Origin of the sequence: Plebeiibacterium marinum (assembly GCF_026013615.1) — a bacterium.
In the GTDB taxonomy this organism is placed as follows: domain Bacteria; phylum Bacteroidota; class Bacteroidia; order Bacteroidales; family Marinilabiliaceae; genus Saccharicrinis; species Saccharicrinis marinus_A.
In genome coordinates this window covers 43,757-61,440 of the sequence record NZ_JAPDPI010000004.1, presented here as the reverse complement: position 1 = coordinate 61,440, position 17,684 = coordinate 43,757, and the positions used below count along the sequence as shown (strand labels likewise).

Genomic DNA, 17,684 nt, shown 5'->3' with positions numbered 1-17,684 from the left:
GTATCAAGCATCAAGATTTCGTTATTTTTTGTTACAAATCTTGATAAATATAACTTTTGATATTACGTAGGATTAAAAGGAATGAAAACACTATTCAAAAATATAAAGCAATTGGTTCAGGTACGGCCGGAATCAACTCAATATGTTGCAGGGGTACAGATGAAGGAATTGCCCTGCATTGATAATGCCTGGTTATTGGTTGAAGATGGTATTATTACCGATTTTGGAGAAATGACTGGTTGTCCTGCCATACAGGTGGATGAGGAGGTTGAATGTACTGGGAGGTTGGTGATGCCAACCTGGTGTGATTCGCATACCCATATTGTTTATGCCGGAAATCGTGAAAAGGAGTTTGTGGATAGGATCAATGGCCTGTCCTACGAAGAAATAGCTGAACGGGGTGGTGGTATTTTGAATTCTGCAAAAAGGCTTCGCGAAATTTCGGAGGAAGAACTTTATGAGCAAAGCAGGGTGCGTTTAGAAGAGATAATGGCCATGGGGACAGGGGCTGTTGAGATAAAATCAGGCTATGGGTTGAGTGCAGACTCGGAACTGAAAATGCTATGGGTTATCAAGCGATTAAAGCAAAATTATCCTGTCCAAATCAAAGCAACATTTCTTGGTGCTCATGCCATCCCTGATGAGTTTAAAAACAATGGGGCTGGTTATATTGATATGTTGATAAATGAGGTAATGCCTAAAATTGCAAAGGAAAACCTGGCTGAGTATGTGGATGTATTTTGTGAAAAGGGATATTTCGATGTTGAGGATACTGAAAAAATTCTGGCAGCAGGAAAGAATTTTGGCTTAATTCCGAAAATCCATGTCAATCAGTTTAATGTTATTGGAGGAGTTCAGGCTGGTGTTAAGTATAATGCCTTGTCAGTTGATCATCTTGAAGAATTGAGCGATCAGGATATCCAGACTTTAAAAAAATCGGGAACAATGCCGGTGGCACTTCCATCATGCTCCTTCTTTTTGAGCATCCCCTATACTCCGGCTCGCAGAATCATTGATGCAGGATTGCCTTTGGCCTTGGCTACTGACTATAACCCGGGTTCTACACCCTCGGGTAATATGAGCCTGGTTGTTGCCATAGCTTGCATTAAAATGAAAATGAATCCGGAAGAGGCTATAAATGCAGCCACCATAAATGGTGCCTATGCTATGGGTGTGGCAGATAGGGTTGGCAGTATCACAAAAGGGAAAAAGGCTAGCTTGATTGTTACAAAGCCATTAAATTCTTATGCTTCCATAGCTTATTCCTATGGCGCAAACCATATTGAGAGGGTGTTTATTAGATAGTAATGTCAATAAAAGATAATGAGCTTGCTCCAAAAGAGTTGAATATCAAAAAAGGAATGAACAAAATTAACGCAAGATATATTCCTCCCGAACAGCGGTATTGGGAAGGACGGCCAACAAACCCTGAAGTAGGGATTCAGTATTGGCATCAATTAATACAATTACAGAACCTGGAAGAGTTTAAATCAAATAGTCACGATAACTCAATTGGTATTGTCGGATACGTGTGTGATGAGGGAGTCCGGAGAAACAGGGGGCGTATAGGGGCTCGTAAAGGCCCTGAATTTCTTCGGGAACGACTGGCTAAACTGCCTGTCCACTTTGATTCGGGTAAAGTGATGGATATGGGTGATATAGTTAGTGTTGACCGGAATATGGAAGCTTGTCAGGAAATGTTGGCTGAAGTTGTATCTAATTTGCTTGATAGTAAGGTGTTCCCAATTGTTGTGGGCGGGGGGCATGATTTGGCTTATGGGCATTTTAACGGGATTGCCAGACATTTAAAAAACTCTGGCCCAACAAAAATAGGGATCATCAATTTTGATGCTCATTTCGATATGCGTCCGGTGGAAGGAAGAAGTAATTCAGGTACCCCATTTAACCAGATATTGAACGAATATAAGGATAGTGGTTTAGAGGTAGAATATTTTGCCATAGGAATCCAGCAGCAGTCCAATACACGGGAATTATATCAGGTGGCAAAAGATATGAAGGCTCAATATGCTATCAATTATGATTGCGAATCGTCTGGAAGTGAATTAAATGCTTTAAAAGACCGCCTAAGGCCTGTAGTTGAAAGAAATCATTATTTATATATTAGTATAGATATGGATGGCTTTTCTTCGGCTTATGCTCCGGGAGTAAGTGCACCTTCGCCATTGGGCTTTACCCCATATTTTATGATGAAAATGTTGTCGTTTTTGTTTGAAACAAAAAAAGTAATATCATTTGATATTGCAGAGTTAAACCCAGATTTGGACAGGGATAATTTAACTGCTTTGCTGGCAGCAAAGATTGTTGATTTTGTACTTGCAAAATTGAATTCAAAACAGGTTGGGGTTGCAGGCTAGAAGAAAGAGTTTGGTTTGTATTTTAACGATTTTATATGAAACTATCCTGCCCAATGATGTGTCAGGATAGTTTCTTTTTTTCTTCTCTATTGGGTTAAAATTTCATTATACAAAGTATAGTTCTCATCATCAAAACAAACAAACCTTATTTCTTCAATACCTTTAAAAAGATTGTTTTTAACAGTAGTGATGGCAATTTGAGCTGCTTCCTTTTTAGGATATCCATAAACACCTGTTGAGATGTTGGGGAAAGCAATGGTTTTTATTTTGTTTTCAGCAGCTAATTTTAGGGAGTTGAGGTAACAGTTGGCCAGTTTTTCAGGTTCACCATGATGGCCGCCTTCATATACTGGTCCTACCGTATGAATCACAAAAACTGCAGGCATATTACCTGCAGTTGTAATTACAGCTTCACCTGTTGGACAGCCTCCCTGGCGGTTTCGTATTTCAAGGCATTCTTCTATAATTGCTTTTCCCCCAGCCCGGTGGATAGCACCGTCAACACCACCTCCGCCCTGTAAAGTAGAGTTGGCTGCATTAACAACGGCATCAACCTGCTGTTTGGTTATATCGCCCTTTACAAGAATGATTTTCATAGAAAATTGATTTTTGTAATTAAAAAATTAATGTTGGTGAAAGGCATCGGAAACAAACTTTAAAACCTCTGGTAAAGAATCCCTCCAATAAGTCCATGTATGACCTCCATTTCGTACACGGTATTCATGGGGAAGCTTTCTTTTGTTCATTTCAATATGAATCAGGCTGTTGCCTTCAAATAAAAAGTCATCATCACCACAATCAATATACCAACGAACCGACTTGATTGCTTTTTCCTCCATGTTTTTTATTAGGGAAAGAGCATCGTACTTTTCAAAATATGATTGTAAAACTTCATTGGAAGCCTTGATATTCTGAGGTAAGCGCTTTTTCATGTTATCGATGGTAAGTGGGCCTGTATAGGCACTAAGCGGGCATGCTGAAGAAAAAAGATCGGGTCGGTGCAATGCGTAAATAAAAGTTCCTCCACCACCCATTGATAAACCTGCTATGGCACGGAATCTTTTTTCTTTTTTAATTCGGTAAGTCGATTCCACATAAGGCATAAACTCATCAAAAAAGAAATCTTCGTAGCGCCATTTTTCATCAATACTATTGTAGTAGCCCCTTTGTGTGGTGTTGGCATCAGGCATTACAATAATCATTGGGGTAGATTGGCCTTTTTTTATGGCCTTATCTGCAATGTGTAACACTTCCCCAAATTGCACCCATCCGGTATGGTCGTCGCCGGCACCATGAAGCAAATATAAAACAGGGTAGCTTCTTTCCGAAGTTTCATAATCAGGTGGCAGGTAAATGGCATATTTTCTTTCGCCCTTAAGTATTTTGCTTGTCATGCTCAGGTTATCAATAACTTTGCCTGATTGACTGTAACAATATGACGAAAAAAGTAAGACAGATAGTATTAAATTAAGCTTTTTCATAAATTAAGATTTTTTGTTCATAAAGAAATATAATGTCAACAATTGAATGCCAGGTTATTGTATTAATGGTGTTGCATCTAATCCCATAAATCATAAAAATGTTTTACAGGGCCATGACCTTTCCCAATTTTATAGTCTGCACCAGCTAAAATCGCTTTTTGCATATACTTTTTTGCCAAAGAAGCAGCCTCTTCTAAAATCAACCCCTTTGCTAAAAACGAGGCCAGTGCTGAGGATAATGTGCAACCTGTTCCGTGAGTGTTCTTGCTTTTTATCCGGTTTGATTTTAAGTAAGTAAATTCGCCCTTATCAAAATTGTATAGAATGTCGGTCAGCTCGTCTCCAATTGCATGTCCTGCTTTGAGCAACACCGATATGTGATATTGATCACCCAATTCTTTAGCAAGTTTAGGCAGGTCGTTCTGAGAGCTTGCTTTTTTGTTTAATAATAGCTCAACTTCGGGAATATTAGGTGTAATAACCTTGACTGCAGGAATCAGTGTTTCTTTTAACGTTATGATGGCATCCTGCTTTAATAAAGTCTTTCCCGAGGTGGAAACCATAACCGGATCCAGTACAATATTACTGATTTGAAATTGTGTTAATATTTGATGCACCGATACAATTGTTTCACTATTATGGAGCATTCCAATCTTAACGATATCGGTACCAATATCCTCTAATACTGCAGTCATTTGGTTTTTAACAGTTGGGGCAGGAATAGGAAATACTTCCGTAACACCAATTGTATTTTGTGCAGTTATGGCAGTAATTACTGATGTGGCGTAACATCCACACGCCGAAATAGTTTTTATGTCAGCCTGTACGCCTGCTCCACCTCCGGAATCACTGCCTGCTATGGTAAGTACCCTATTGTATGTTTTCAACTTTAAGTGTTTTGTATTCAATGGTTATTTTATTGAATGGTGTGGTGTTTGTATTTTCAAAAAGTGCTTAGCAGCCTCTTCTCATCTTTCACTTTTCACTGTTCTGCATTGCAGCATTCTCTATTATCCGCTCCAGTACCCAGTTTGTTCTGGCAGCCGAAATCCCAGTGCTCACACATTCTGTACCCTTTAAAATTGCTTCGTTAACTTGTTTAATCAAGTTGTATTGTATGTTTTCCGGATTAAGATAAGGGAACTCAATCAAACCGTTGTCGGTAATAAGCTTTATGGGGTGGTGGTTAAATCCACTAAATAATATGCTTCCTTTGGTGCCGGTTATTTCCATAACATCCTGCGTGGCTTCCCTGTGCGTATTAAAACACCACAGGCCGGTTCCAATTACGCCATTTTTAAACTGGAATGAAGCTGTAATGGTATCCTCAACTTCATACCAATTATTATTGTTGGTGGCAAAACCATTGGCCTTAATAACTGGTCCAAAAATAAAATCAAGAAAATCAAACTGGTGTGAAGCCAGGTCGTGGAAAATGCCCCCGCCGGCAATGCTTTTCTGAACCCTCCATGAATTGGCTTTTTCATCGTCGTTAGCCGGGCGGCTTAACCTAATTTGAACAGTTAAAGGACTCCCTATTACGCCTTCGTCCAATAGTTCTTTCACTTTTAAAAAACCAGGGAGCGTTCTTCGGTAGTAAGCAACAAATAGTGGGATCTTTGTCTCTTCCGATACCTTAATCATTTTAAGACAATCAGAATAGTTTGTGGCCATCGGTTTTTCCACATAAACGGGTTTGCCTGCCTTCATGCACATTATGGCGTATTCGGCATGGGTAGAAGGGGGAGTGGCAACATATATGGCATCCACGTTAGGCGATTCAATAAGCTCCTGGGCATTTTTATATACGTGCTCCACATGGTGACGCATTGCATAATCTTTTGCCTTGTTGAAATCCCTTCTGGTTACAGAAGTAAGTATGGCATTTTCAACTTTATTAAATGCGGGGCCGCTTTTACGCTCGGTTACATCGCCGCATCCAATTATTCCCCATTTTATTATTTTGCTCATCCCGTAAGTAATTTTATTTTTCGACAAAAGAATTTTACTTGTATATCAGTATTTTAATAAAAACTGAGCTTTGTAATTTTAATCGAATTCAGGTTATTACTTTAAAAATTTATATTTTTGACCACTCAGCAATCAATAATATCAATAATTTATGAATTGCTGAAATCAAATATATCGAATTTTGTTACTCAATGTAATAACGTGGAACGAAAAACAATTCAGGAAAACTGCCATTACGATATAATTGGTGATATACATGGGTATGCCCGGGTGCTGGAAGAATTGCTAAAGAAACTGGGGTATACTAAGGTATTGGGCGTGTGGAAGCATCAGCAACGAAAAGCAGTGTTTGTAGGAGATTTTGTAGATAGAGGGCCTAATTCCAGGAAGGTGCTGGAAATTGTCCGTTCTATGGTAGAGTGCGGCTCTGCACATGCAATTTTAGGTAATCATGAATTAAATATGGTTATGTACCTTACCAAAGAAGGGGGGAAACCAATCCGGCGCCCGTCTGAGTCCAGTCGTAAATTAATAGAAAAGGTCAGGGGCGAATTTATAGATGATCCTGAAGAGTTAAAAGGATACGTGAAGTGGCTAAGGACCTTGCCGGTTAGTTTGGATTTTGGATTGTTCAGGGTAGTACATGCCTATTGGAACGATGAGTTTATTCAATTGATTGAAGAACACCGAAAAGATGGGAAGTTTAGAAAGAGTGCCTTAAAATTAATGGCAAACCCCTACCATCCATTGTGTGATGCAATTAACCGGATTACCAAAGGAATTGAAATCAGGTTGCCGGATGATTTAATCATTAAGGATTCAAAGAATATTCGGAGGAGCAATTTCCGGATCAGATGGTGGGACTGCCCAAAAGGGAAAACATTTCAAGAGTTAAGCTACGGAAATAAATTTAAACTGCCTGATTATACTGTCCCTGAACAGATTCTTTCGAAGTTTGAAATATATAATAACCACGAACCTCTGGTTTTCTTTGGTCACTATTGCATGGGGAACGGACAAATGACTCCAAAAGACAATATATGTTGTATTGATGCCTGTGTGGCTAACGGAGGTGCGTTGGCTGCCTACAGGTGGAATGGCGAAGAAACCATTTCTCCATCAAACTTTGTGTTTGTAGGGCAAAAGTAAGGGGGATATGATTTTGATTTATTTTAGTTCTTAACTTTTGGCATGGTATTTATATCAAAAGCATAAACTTGTTATATTTGTTTGCAAATTTTTAAAGGGTATCATCTGCCAATATATTTTATGGGAACATTCTTAAAAAAAATAATAATAATTCTCTGTCTTTTTACGGCAGTACATGCTTCAGCACAAATAAATACAGATAAGGTTATTGAGGCCGGAAGGTTTGCCTTGTATCAGCAGGAATACGTATTGGCTATTTCCTTTTTTAATAAAGCAATTGAAAGTAAACCCTATTGGGGTCTCCCATATTACTTCAGGGCAAGGGCAAAATACAGTCTTGATGATGTTAAAGGAGCAGAAAATGACATGAATAAAGCCATAGAAATCATTCCGTTTTATTATGAGTTCTATAGTTTTCGGGGGAATATCAGAGCACAGTTAGGGGATTATGAGGGGTCGCTGGCAGACTATGCTAAAGGGCTAGAGATGGAACCCCAGGATATAAGTATTTTATTTAACAGGGGGCTGGCCCATATGCAAAAAGAAGAATGGGAACAGGGGGTTGATGACTTTTCTTCAGTGTTAAAAATTTCTCCGGGACAATATGGCGCCTATATAAACAGGGCTATCTCAAAATTAAATTTGAAAGATACCATAGGAGCTGTAACAGACATGGATGAGGCCATTTTGGTAAACCCTTTGGTTGCAGAAGCCTATCGTTTTAGTGCAGCAATATACTATGATATTAATGAATTTGATAAGGCTTTAGAAAGGATTGGTGATGCCATAAACATTGATCCGAGGGAGCCGATGTATTATTATTTGCGTGGAGCTATCCGTTATCAGGTTGATGACCTGGAGGGTACCATGAGTGATTTTAATAAAGTTATTGAGCTGCAGCCCAAAAATATAATGGCATATGCCAATAGGGGCTTGCTTAGGGCCGAAGTTGGTGATGTAAACAATGCTATTAGCGACTTTTCGAGAGTGCTGGCTTTAAATCCCAATGATTTACTAACTCTTTTCAACCGTTCCTTATTATTTTTGAGAGTAGGGGAGTATAGGGAAGCTCTTTCGGATCTTAACTTAATAATTAAGCACTATCCAAATTATGCACAGGCATATATGGCAAGGAGTGAAGCTTTTGCAGGATTAAATATGAAAGCAGAGCAAACTAAAGATATGAACATGGCCATGAAGCTGGAGCATGACAAGAGACGAAATGCCACCCAGGATGGTGAAAATCAAAAGTCGGGAAAGAAAAAGCCTAAAGAAACAAGGAGTGAAGATGACCAGGATATTAGTAATCATGATAAGATTGCTGTACTGGATGACTTTACAACAGAGGATAATGAGGTGGATGAAATTACTGATCTAAAAGGAAAAATACAGTTTCGCGATATTGTAATAGACCTTGAAAAAGTATTCAGTTTAACTTTCTTTTCTGAAGATGCTGAAACAAACCGTTCAAGATATTATAAACCTGAACTAACCAGGTTTAACAGCCGGAATGTATTTAACCATACATTGGTATTTTCTAATAATGAGGTAGTTAATGAGGGAGATGATGCTTTTAGGTATTACAGAACTATTGAAGAAGCAACTTTGAAGCTGAATAAATATCCTGATAATAATGATCTAAGGTTCATTAGGGCCATATTATATGGTGTAGTGCTTAATTATAGTAATGCAATTAAGGATTATGATTACTTAATTGAGCACACCCCAAAGAATCATCCGGAACTGATTCTTTATCATATGAATAGAGCAGCTGTTCGTTTTAAGATGGTAGAAGTGATGAAATCATTTGAAGAAGAAGATTTGCCTGAAAAACTGATTACAGGAATGAATACCTCAAAAGCCAAAGCAAATGAAGAAGATAAAGTGGTAAAAAGGATGCTTGATTATGACCTGGTGGAGCGTGACTTGAAACAGGTAATTGAGTTGAATCCTGGATATGAGTTTGCTTATTTTAATTTAGGTGTTCTATATTGTGTTAAAAAAGACTATAAAGGAGCTGTTAATCAGTTTACAAATGCTATAAAACTAAATCCACAGTTTGCAGAAGCATACTTTAACAGGGGATTAACACGTATCTATTTGAAAATGGATAAGGAAGGAACCGGGGATTTAAGCAGAGCTGGTGAATTGGGGCTTTACAAGGCGTATAATATCATTAAACGATACGGAAAGCAAAAAGAAGCAGAGGTAGAAGCAGAGGAGAGTGAAGAATAAATGGAAGAATGGCTTCAACATATTGATACAGATAATGCAGAGTTTCAGGATGCACTGAAACTGGTTCAGTATACCAACAGATCTGTTTTTTTAACAGGAAAGGCAGGTACCGGTAAAAGTACATTTTTAAAATACATCTGTGCCCACACCCATAAAAAATATGTTGTTGTGGCTCCAACTGGTATTGCAGCTATCAATGCCGGAGGCCAAACTTTGCATTCTTTTTTTAAGATTCCTTTTCGCCCTATTTTGCCCGATGATCCGGATTTGAGTACTAAAGATGGTCGTATATATGACTTTCTGAAATATCGGAAAAATCACCAGAAACTAATTAAAGAGTTTGATTTATTAATTATTGATGAGGTGTCGATGTTGCGTGTAGATATCCTTGATTTTATTGATAGGGTTTTACGGGTTTATTCAGGCAACATGCAGGTTCCTTTTGGAGGGAAACAATTGTTAATGGTTGGGGATGTGTTTCAGCTTGAGCCTGTAGTAAAAAGGGAAGAGTGGGGGATCCTTCGGCGTTTTTATCAAACCCCGTTTTTCTTTTCAGCAAGGGTATTCCGGAATTTGCCAATGGTGCAAATTGAACTGAAAAAAGTATACCGTCAAAATAACCCGGAGTTTGTTAACTTATTGGATCGTGTAAGGATTAATGCTGTAAAAGCAGACGATATTAAGGTGGTTAACCAAAGGTTTGATCCTCAGTTTAATGCTCCTATCGATGAACTTTTTATAACCCTTGCCACAAGGAGGGATACTGTAGATTATATTAACGACCATAAACTGGCAGAACTGGAAGGTGAGGAAATACACTTTGAAGGTTCTGTAATGGGCGAATTCCCTGAGTCGGCCTTGCCTACTCCGCGAGACCTGATATTAAAGGAGAATGCTCAGGTAATGTTTATTAAAAACGATGCCGAACGCCGATGGTATAATGGTAGTCTTGGCAGGATAGATGAGATTGATGAGTCAGGTATTCATGTGAGGATGGAGAATGATGAGGTGCATCTTGTTGAAAAGGAAATATGGCGCAATGTAAGGTATAAATACGATGAAAAGAACAATAGGGTTATAGAAGAAGAAATTGGATCATACCAGCAATATCCATTAAAACTGGCCTGGGCTATAACTGTCCATAAAAGTCAGGGCTTAACCTTTGATAAGGTGATGATTGATTTTTCGGGAGGGGCTTTTGCCGGAGGACAGCTATATGTAGCGCTGAGCCGTTGTCGTTCCCTCGAAGGAATTATCATGAAATCAAACATTTCGCCTCGTGATGTCATTGTTAAAAGGGAATGTGTCGATTTTTCCAGAAAGTCGAATAATAAGTTGCAGATTAAGGAAAGCCTGGATTCGGCTCAGGCTGACGATAGCTATATTAACGCTTTAAAGGCGTTTAAAAAGAATGACTTTATTTTGGCAACCGCAGAGCTGGGGAAGGCCATTGCAAAAAGAAACGACCTTACAAAAACTCATGTGCTTAGGTTTATTGCCAGACAGTTAAATGTAATCAATAAGCTTAAAAAGAAGATTAGTGAACTTGAGCGAAAAGATAAAAAACGGAGTAAACTGCTAGAGGAATTTTCGAGAGAGTATTTTTTAATGGCCAATGAATGCCTGCTGAAAGCAAGGGATAAAAATGCAGCTATAGCCAATTTGAATAAGGCCATACAGCTGAGTCCTGATTTTTTTGATGCTATATTTAAAAGGGCAGGATTGAAAGTGGAATCAAATGATTTGGAAGGAGCCGAGAAAGATTACTCCCTTGCGCGAAAATTAAAACCCCGGAAATTTAAAGTGTACTATAACCGCGGACGAACACGCATCTTGTTAAAAAATTACAATGGGGCCTATAATGATTTAAAACAGGCCACCCGTTTAAAAGATGATCATGCTGATTCATATTATTATTTAGCCAAAGTGTGTGAAAGGTTGGGTGAAGATGATGAGGCTGAAATGTACCGTAATATTTCAGGAAATCTGGGTTTTGAAGATGATGAATAGAGCTAGATTTGTTTGAGTCAAAACCAAACAGGTTTTGCTTTAATTATAGAATCATCCCCCAAATGATAACGAAGCTTTATGGGGAAGAAGTTTGTACAATGTACTCTATCCCTGCTCCTGGCCCTAAAGGTATTCCTATTGTCAGCCAAATGACCAGTAGTATTGTCCATGCTAGTAAAAAGCCTATTGAATAAGGCAGCATAGTGGCAATGATTGTCCCAATACCGGCTTTAGTATCATACTTTTGAACAAAGGCAATAATCAGGGCATAAAAACTCATCATAGGCGAAATTACATTGGTTACGCTATCTCCAATCCGGTATACAACTTGCGATAACTCGGGGGAATACCCCATTATCATAAACATGGGAATAAAGATGGGGGCAAGGATTGCCCATTTGGCACTGGCACTGCCCATAAGCATATTAATGGAAGCTGATAGCAAGATAAACAGAATCATCAGGGGGATAAGCCCAATGTTAAGAGTCATAAGTAAGTTGGCGCCTTTAACAGCCATAATGATTCCCAGGTTGCTCCACTTAAAGTAGGACACAAACTGAGCTGCAAAAAATACCAGCACAAGATACGAGGCTAGTGTTTTCATGGATTTGGCCATTCCATTCATCACATCGCTATCGTTAATAAAGGCTTTTGTGGTAAATCCATACACGAATCCCATAGCCCCGGCCGTTATTAAAAGCATGCTTACAACTCCTTTGATCAAAGGAGAGCTTAATAAGCCTCCGTCACTTCCTCTTAAAAAGCCCTGTTCGGGTATTACCCCCCATAATGAGATTGCTGTTATGCCTATTAAAACAAAGGTTGCATATGTCAAGCCTTTTCTTTCGAGTTTATTTAATGGAGATAAGTCTTGTTCTTCAAGTTCCTCCCTGGTAGTGTACTTTCCTAAACGGGGTTCAATTAGTTTATTGGTAATGAAAGTTCCGGCAATGGCAATTATAAGGGTTGAAACAGCCATAAAATAATAGTTGGCTGTTGGGTTAACCGTATAGCTTTTGTCTATGATTTGTGCGGCTTCCTGCGAGAGTCCGGCCAATAACGGGTCTACAGTTCCCAAAAACAGGTTGGCACTAAAGCCGCCCGATACACCAGCAAAAGCAGCTGCCATTCCTGCTATAGGATGCCGGCCTACTGCTATAAAGATTACTCCGGCTAAAGGGATAAGCAATACATATCCTACATCGGAGGCTATATTTGATAGGATGCCTGTAAAAACTATGATAAAAGTGAGTAGTTTGGGATTGGCATTTAAAACCAGTATTTTGATAACAGCACTTATTAATCCGCTTTGTTCGGCAATGCCGATTCCTAACATGGCCACCAAAACAATCCCCAGGGGAGCAAAGCCCGTAAAATTATCTACCATCTCCAGAATAATCCGGTGTAAGCCTTCTCGTGATAGTAAGTTGACTGTTTGTACTATTTCTTTAGTGCCAGGGTGTTCGGCTTCCCAATGTAAAAAGCTTCCAATCGAGGATAATAGCAGGGCAGTTAAAGCAAACAGGGCAAAAAGTGTGGCTGGGTGAGGAAGTGCATTGCCAATACGCTCTGTTGCATTTAGTATGTGCTGAAATAGACCTGTTTTTTCATTGTTTTTCATTGTCAAAAATTATTTTCTCCGAATATGGTAGAAAGGTCATACGGAAATATTTGATTAATGTAATATAATCATAGACCAAAAGCAACCCTTATTAATAATTGCATCAAGTGATTGAGTTATTTTTGTGCAGGGAAAAATAGAACTACAACTGCATAAAAAATGAATGAATTATTGGTGTTTTTTACGGTAACAACCTTGCTGTTGCCTATAGGATATTGGATTCTGAAAAAGTTATTAAAAAAGTCTACTGTCTTTACAATTTCTTGGTATAACCTCTTGTTGATTTATTTGAGTTCTGTTCTGAGTTATTTGTTAGGTGTTTATGGAATTAAGTACATGTTTTGGACTTTGCCTGTTTTTGGCCTTGCAGCCTTATTTACTTATTTGTTTATCTACCGAAAAATTCAGATACCTTTACTTTCAGCATTACAACAATTGAACGATATAGCAGAGGGTGACCTGAATATTAAAAAAGTTCAAGGTTTGAAGGAGGGCCACGGTGAAATTGGTGTTTTGGTAAGCAGTGTTCAGAAACTTGCATTTGTTTTAAAGCAGCTTATTAAAGAAATTAGGCGGGGCTCAAAGAAATTATCAGAATCCAGCCTGTATTTAAATGAAAAAACAAGTGATTTAACAAATGGGAGTTATATGCAGGCCGCTTCTTGTCAGGAGCTGTCGGCCACCATGGAGCAAATTGCTGCAATGGTTAAGGAAAACGCTTCCAATGCAGGACGAAGCAAGGATTTGGCTGGTAGTAACCTGGATAGTATCCAGGAATTGTTTTCCTTATCCGAAAAAATTATGCAGGGGGTGCAAAGTATTACCGAAAATGCCGGCGTTATCAATGATATTGCAGAGCAAACCAATATACTTGCCTTAAATGCAGCTGTAGAAGCTGCCAGGGCTGGTCAGGCAGGAAAGGGATTTAGTATTGTGGCCAAAGAAATCAGAGCGCTTGCAGAAAGAAGTCGGAGTGCTGCTGATCAGATCAATAAGTTTTCAAAAGAGAGTATGGATCTGGTTAAAGATTCATCTGGTTTGTTTTCGGATATGTTGCCTAAGGTTCAAACTTCGTCTGATATGGTTTCTGAGATATTTGCTGCCAGTACGGAACAGGATTCAGGTATTGAACAGGTGAATAAATCAATTCAGGAGCTCAATAAAGTGATACAGAACAATGCCACAGAATCACAGGGTATGGCAGGTAATGTGGTATTGCTTAAAGAATTGTCAGAAAATTTATCTGAATCTTTAAAATTCTTCAACCTTAGCTCAAATGCGAAAATCAATGTGAAAAGTAAAAAGCCATCAAGTAATTCGGTGCAAGTTAAAAAGGAGGAACTTGCAGAATTGGAAGTGGCATAGAGGAGTTTCCATTTGAAGTATGTGATCTTATTCAGTTGAATCAGTTAGCATTGAAAAATAATAAAATAAAATTACTGCCGGATTGTAATATAAAATTATAATTAAGAGATATGATCCATTAAAAAAAAGAAAGGTCGTCATTCCGACGACCTTTCTTTTTTTTAATGGCTTGCTTCTTCACCAGGAAGCTTTTTCATCTTTAGCCTATCACCTGTTTCATCAGCAATCTTTTTGTAAAAGTTTTGGTCGTAGCCCGGAAATTCAGCGTGGGCCGGGTTTCCGTGTTCGTTACGTAAGAATTTTCCACCCTCCTCAGGATGGAGGTTTCCATCTAAATATTTTATCATTAAAAACTCACCAAGTTTTTTCCAGCGAGTAACAGTTAAGCTACTTTGATTTAAAGTGTAATCAGTTAAAAAATCTTTGGCTAGTTTTGGATCTAAATCATATAGGTTTCTGGCAGCCTGCTCAATAGCCTGTTGGTTTATAGCAAATTTATCTTCAAGTTCTTTCTGAACTTTTTTAATGTCTTCAACCATATAATTGTAACGGGCATAAGCCTGGTTCGAAACCCAGTTGAAAACCCAAAATGCTGATGTCCATGAGAATTCCAATAGGTTTCCGTTTCCTACAGCAAATTCTTCCGGAATAGAATTGATTCCGCAATACATGGGTACATAAACAGAAGTTGCAGCATCGTCAACCCCAAACCATAAAACGCCACCAACAGGGTTTGGCAACCAGTTACGCATTTGGGCCACAAAAGAAAAACCGGTTTGTTGTGTGGCAATGGCTCTTTCGTTAAAATAAGTCTCATCATCAACCTTCCATGTTAACGGACGGAATCTGTAGGGTCTTTTAAAAGGTCCTGCGCCTGGATCTTTTGTCATGTCCATTGATGAGCCTTCAAAATGGTCGCGCATGATGTTTTGTATATCCTGGTATGATAATTTTTTGGCGGGTTTAATCCATAAAGGCATTCTTTCTGTAGATTCACCTGTTACGAATCCTTCGTATTTTTCCATTTCCGGGTTCATAATTCTAAAGCCCGACCAAACACGTGCCTCGCAAAAACGAAGAGCGCCGTAATCAAGGGGGGCATAGGCATCGGCAAAACTAAAGTCCTTATTTTTTCCCTTGAAATATCCTTTTTCTTTGGCAAATGAAATTACATCCTTCGAAAACAGGCAGTTTTCTTCATCATTAAGGGGGAATTGTGTTATGCGAGCCTGGTTGGCATGACCAGAAACCATTCCGTCAGGAATTTTTTGGGCTACCCATACAGCACCCTTGTTTCCAACTCCTTTTCCAATCATTTCCATAATCCAAACCTCGTTTGGGTCAGCGATAGAAAATGATTCACCGGAGCTATAATAGCCGTACTCAGCAACCAGGTCAGTCATTATTTTAATGGCTTCACGAGCTGTTCTGGATCTCTGAAGAGCAATGTATATCAGACTGCCATAATCAATAACTCCGGTAGAGTCTTTTAATTCCGACCTTCCTCCATAGGTTGTTTCTCCAATGGACACCTGGTTTTCGTTCATGTTGCCAATAACAGTATACGTTTTGGGGGCTTGTTTGATTTGTCCAAGATATTTACCTGTATCCCATTCATGAATATCTAACATGGCATCGTCAGGCCATTCTTGTCCTGGCCAGTAATATAATTCTCCAAATAAATCATGAGAATCGGCAGCGTACGATATCATGGTAGAGCCGTCAGCAGATGCTTTTTTTGTAATTAAGAAGTTTGTACAGGCATTAGTTGCATTTGGTGCAAAAATGCTCAAAGCAACACTTAAAATAAGGGCAATTTTAATTTTGCTCATATTAATTTAATATTTAGTTGATTGAATAAACAGTGTTTACCGCAAAAATAATCTTTTTTGTAAGATGGCAATATGATAAAAGTCGTTAACCTAACACCAAGCCATACTCGTTTTTGGCTGGATTTTATGATACGAAAGGTCTTTGAGAAGAACTTGATGAGGATTTGGTTAAAATTATAAAGAGAGCTTAAAGCAAGCTCTCTTTATATATAGTGATCTGATTTTTTATTTATTGTATCCTAAAATATGAAACATTTCGTCTACAGACTGTTCCTCCCGGTAAACATAGTCTACAATATTCCCTTTTTCATCCCTGTCTATAATAACATGTTTGGGTGCTGGAATTAAACAGTGTTTTATCCCCCCGTAGCCACTGATTGAATCCTGATAGGCTCCAGTGTGGAAAAATCCAAGGTACAAAGGTTCTTTTTTCTCTTCTTCTGCATCGTATCTTGGGAGCAAAATTTCCTGATTTAAATCTTCGGAGTTGTAATAGTCCGAGTGGTCGCAACTAATACCTCCAATATTCACCCTTCCATATTCATTGTTCCATTTGTTAACCGGAAGCAGAATGAATTTTTCATGGATGGACCATGCATCAGGAATAGTGTTCATCAGGCTATTGTTAATCAAGTACCAGGTTTCGGTGTCGTTTTGTTGTTTTTGTTCTAATACTTCAAATATAATAGCGCCCGCTTCTCCCACAGTATATTTACCAAATTCTGTATAGATGTTAGGATCCGGGATGTCTTCCTTGGTACAAGCATCTTTAATGTTGGTAATGATTTCATTAATCATGTACTCATAATTGTATTCAAATCCTAAGTGGTTCCTGATAGGAAAACCTCCACCTAAGTTTAACGAGTCGAGCGTTTCACTTTCTTTTTTGAGCTCAGTATATAATTTTACTGCTTTTTGGAATTCGGTCCAATAGTATATGGCATCTTTAATTCCGGAGTCAACAAAAAAGTGAAGCATTTTTAGTTCCACTTTATCATTGTCTTTAATGTATTCCTTAAAAAAGTTGATGATTTCATTTGGTGGAATGCCCAGACGTGAAGTATGGTATGCCGATTGTGGCTCTTCGGTAATAGCCATCCGGATGCCTACTTTTATCTTTTCTTTTGTATTGACCTTTATAAGCCTCCTTAGTTCATTCACACTATCCAAAACAACAATGGAGTTTTCAAAACCCATTTCTTGTAGACGTACAATTTTTTCAAGGTATCCGTCTGTTTTATAACCATTATGAATAATGATCCTTGATTTATCAATAAGTTTTTTCTTATATAAATTTAGAATTAAATCAATATCAAAAGATGATGATGTCTCAAGGTTAACATTGTGTTTTAAAGCTTCTTGTATAACGTGGAAAAAGTGGTTGCATTTTGTACAATAACAAAAATGGTATTTGCCATTGTATGCATTATTATTTATAGCTCTGTTAAACAGGTTTCTGGTCTTTTTTATTTGATCACCTATTTTTGGAAGGTAAATAAACCTAAAGGGAGTACCATGCTTTTCAATCAGGTATTTCAAAGAAACACCATGAAAAGTTAAATAGTTATCTCTAAGATCAAATCCTTCCTGTGGGAAGTAATAACTCTGTTCAATCAGATCAAAATATGTATTTTTCATTTACAAA

Annotated in this window: 13 protein-coding genes; 6 read left to right on the top strand and 7 right to left on the bottom strand. The window is 38.3% G+C overall.

The annotated features are described in order from the left end of the window. Positions 1–81 precede the first annotated feature (81 nt). Together hutI and hutG are read left to right on the top strand one after the other, a co-directional pair. Positions 82–1,305 carry an imidazolonepropionase gene (hutI, locus tag OM074_RS03355; RefSeq protein WP_301197866.1) on the top strand — a complete coding sequence of 408 codons (1,224 nt, stop codon included), beginning with the start codon at positions 82–84 and terminating at the stop codon, positions 1,303–1,305. A 2-nt stretch (positions 1,306–1,307) separates the two neighbouring features. Further along, a complete protein-coding gene (gene hutG / locus OM074_RS03350) occupies positions 1,308–2,375 on the top strand; it encodes a formimidoylglutamase (RefSeq protein WP_301197865.1) in 1,068 nt (355 codons plus the stop codon). 86 nt (positions 2,376–2,461) lie between these two features. Here the strand turns inward: hutG and OM074_RS03345 are convergent, their stop codons facing one another. The 4 genes from OM074_RS03345 to OM074_RS03330 form a co-directional block, all read right to left on the bottom strand. Then, positions 2,462–2,971, bottom strand: a complete 510-nt coding sequence (locus OM074_RS03345) for an O-acetyl-ADP-ribose deacetylase (RefSeq protein ID WP_301197864.1) — start codon at positions 2,969–2,971, stop codon at positions 2,462–2,464. Positions 2,972–2,998: 27 nt separating this feature from the next. Beyond that, a complete protein-coding gene (locus OM074_RS03340; RefSeq protein WP_301197863.1) occupies positions 2,999–3,856 on the bottom strand; it encodes an alpha/beta hydrolase in 858 nt (285 codons plus the stop codon). 77 nt (positions 3,857–3,933) lie between these two features. Then, the gene (gene thiD, locus OM074_RS03335; RefSeq protein WP_301197862.1) at positions 3,934–4,743 is read right to left on the bottom strand and encodes a bifunctional hydroxymethylpyrimidine kinase/phosphomethylpyrimidine kinase; all 810 of its coding nucleotides are present in this window, start codon (positions 4,741–4,743) and stop codon (positions 3,934–3,936) included. 88 nt (positions 4,744–4,831) lie between these two features. Beyond that, positions 4,832–5,827 (bottom strand): Gfo/Idh/MocA family protein, encoded by a 996-nt coding sequence (locus OM074_RS03330; protein ID WP_301197861.1) that lies wholly within the window; start codon positions 5,825–5,827, stop codon positions 4,832–4,834. 201 nt (positions 5,828–6,028) lie between these two features. Here OM074_RS03330 and OM074_RS03325 point away from each other — a divergent pair, with 201 nt between their 5' ends. From OM074_RS03325 to OM074_RS03315, 3 genes are all read left to right on the top strand, one after another. Beyond that, positions 6,029–6,976, top strand: a complete 948-nt coding sequence (locus OM074_RS03325) for a metallophosphoesterase (RefSeq protein ID WP_301197860.1) — start codon at positions 6,029–6,031, stop codon at positions 6,974–6,976. Between the two features lie 120 nt (positions 6,977–7,096). Beyond that, positions 7,097–9,211 carry a tetratricopeptide repeat protein gene (locus OM074_RS03320; protein ID WP_301197859.1) on the top strand — a complete coding sequence of 705 codons (2,115 nt, stop codon included), beginning with the start codon at positions 7,097–7,099 and terminating at the stop codon, positions 9,209–9,211. Continuing rightward, positions 9,212–11,221: an AAA family ATPase gene (locus OM074_RS03315; protein WP_301197858.1), complete on the top strand. Its 2,010-nt coding sequence runs from the start codon at positions 9,212–9,214 to the stop codon at positions 11,219–11,221. Positions 11,222–11,297: 76 nt separating this feature from the next. Here the strand turns inward: OM074_RS03315 and OM074_RS03310 are convergent, their stop codons facing one another. Further along, positions 11,298–12,842, bottom strand: a complete 1,545-nt coding sequence (locus OM074_RS03310; protein WP_301197857.1) for an AbgT family transporter — start codon at positions 12,840–12,842, stop codon at positions 11,298–11,300. Positions 12,843–13,001: 159 nt separating this feature from the next. Between OM074_RS03310 and OM074_RS03305 the strand changes: the two genes are divergently transcribed. Beyond that, entirely contained in the window at positions 13,002–14,207 is a 1,206-nt protein-coding gene (locus tag OM074_RS03305) for a methyl-accepting chemotaxis protein (protein ID WP_301197856.1), read from the top strand. 161 nt (positions 14,208–14,368) lie between these two features. Here the strand turns inward: OM074_RS03305 and OM074_RS03300 are convergent, their stop codons facing one another. Further along, positions 14,369–16,039, bottom strand: coding sequence for a dipeptidase (locus OM074_RS03300; protein WP_301197855.1), 1,671 nt, complete (start codon positions 16,037–16,039; stop codon positions 14,369–14,371). Between the two features lie 225 nt (positions 16,040–16,264). Next, positions 16,265–17,677 (bottom strand): type III PLP-dependent enzyme domain-containing protein, encoded by a 1,413-nt coding sequence (locus OM074_RS03295; protein WP_301197854.1) that lies wholly within the window; start codon positions 17,675–17,677, stop codon positions 16,265–16,267. Positions 17,678–17,684 lie beyond the last annotated feature (7 nt).

Bases quoted from the DNA above. Each gene is read 5' to 3' on its own strand.
- OM074_RS03305 (WP_301197856.1), top strand. From the start codon at position 13,002: ATGAATGAATTATTGGTGTTTTTTACGGTAACAACCTTGCTGTTGCCT.
- OM074_RS03345 (WP_301197864.1), bottom strand. From the start codon at position 2,971: ATGAAAATCATTCTTGTAAAGGGCGATATAACCAAACAGCAGGTTGAT.
- hutG (WP_301197865.1), top strand. From the start codon at position 1,308: ATGTCAATAAAAGATAATGAGCTTGCTCCAAAAGAGTTGAATATCAAA.
- OM074_RS03320 (WP_301197859.1), top strand. From the start codon at position 7,097: ATGGGAACATTCTTAAAAAAAATAATAATAATTCTCTGTCTTTTTACG.
- OM074_RS03310 (WP_301197857.1), bottom strand. From the start codon at position 12,842: ATGAAAAACAATGAAAAAACAGGTCTATTTCAGCACATACTAAATGCA.
- OM074_RS03315 (WP_301197858.1), top strand. From the start codon at position 9,212: ATGGAAGAATGGCTTCAACATATTGATACAGATAATGCAGAGTTTCAG.
- OM074_RS03330 (WP_301197861.1), bottom strand. From the start codon at position 5,827: ATGAGCAAAATAATAAAATGGGGAATAATTGGATGCGGCGATGTAACC.
- OM074_RS03300 (WP_301197855.1), bottom strand. From the start codon at position 16,039: ATGAGCAAAATTAAAATTGCCCTTATTTTAAGTGTTGCTTTGAGCATT.
- hutI (WP_301197866.1), top strand. From the start codon at position 82: ATGAAAACACTATTCAAAAATATAAAGCAATTGGTTCAGGTACGGCCG.
- OM074_RS03340 (WP_301197863.1), bottom strand. From the start codon at position 3,856: ATGAAAAAGCTTAATTTAATACTATCTGTCTTACTTTTTTCGTCATAT.
- OM074_RS03295 (WP_301197854.1), bottom strand. From the start codon at position 17,677: ATGAAAAATACATATTTTGATCTGATTGAACAGAGTTATTACTTCCCA.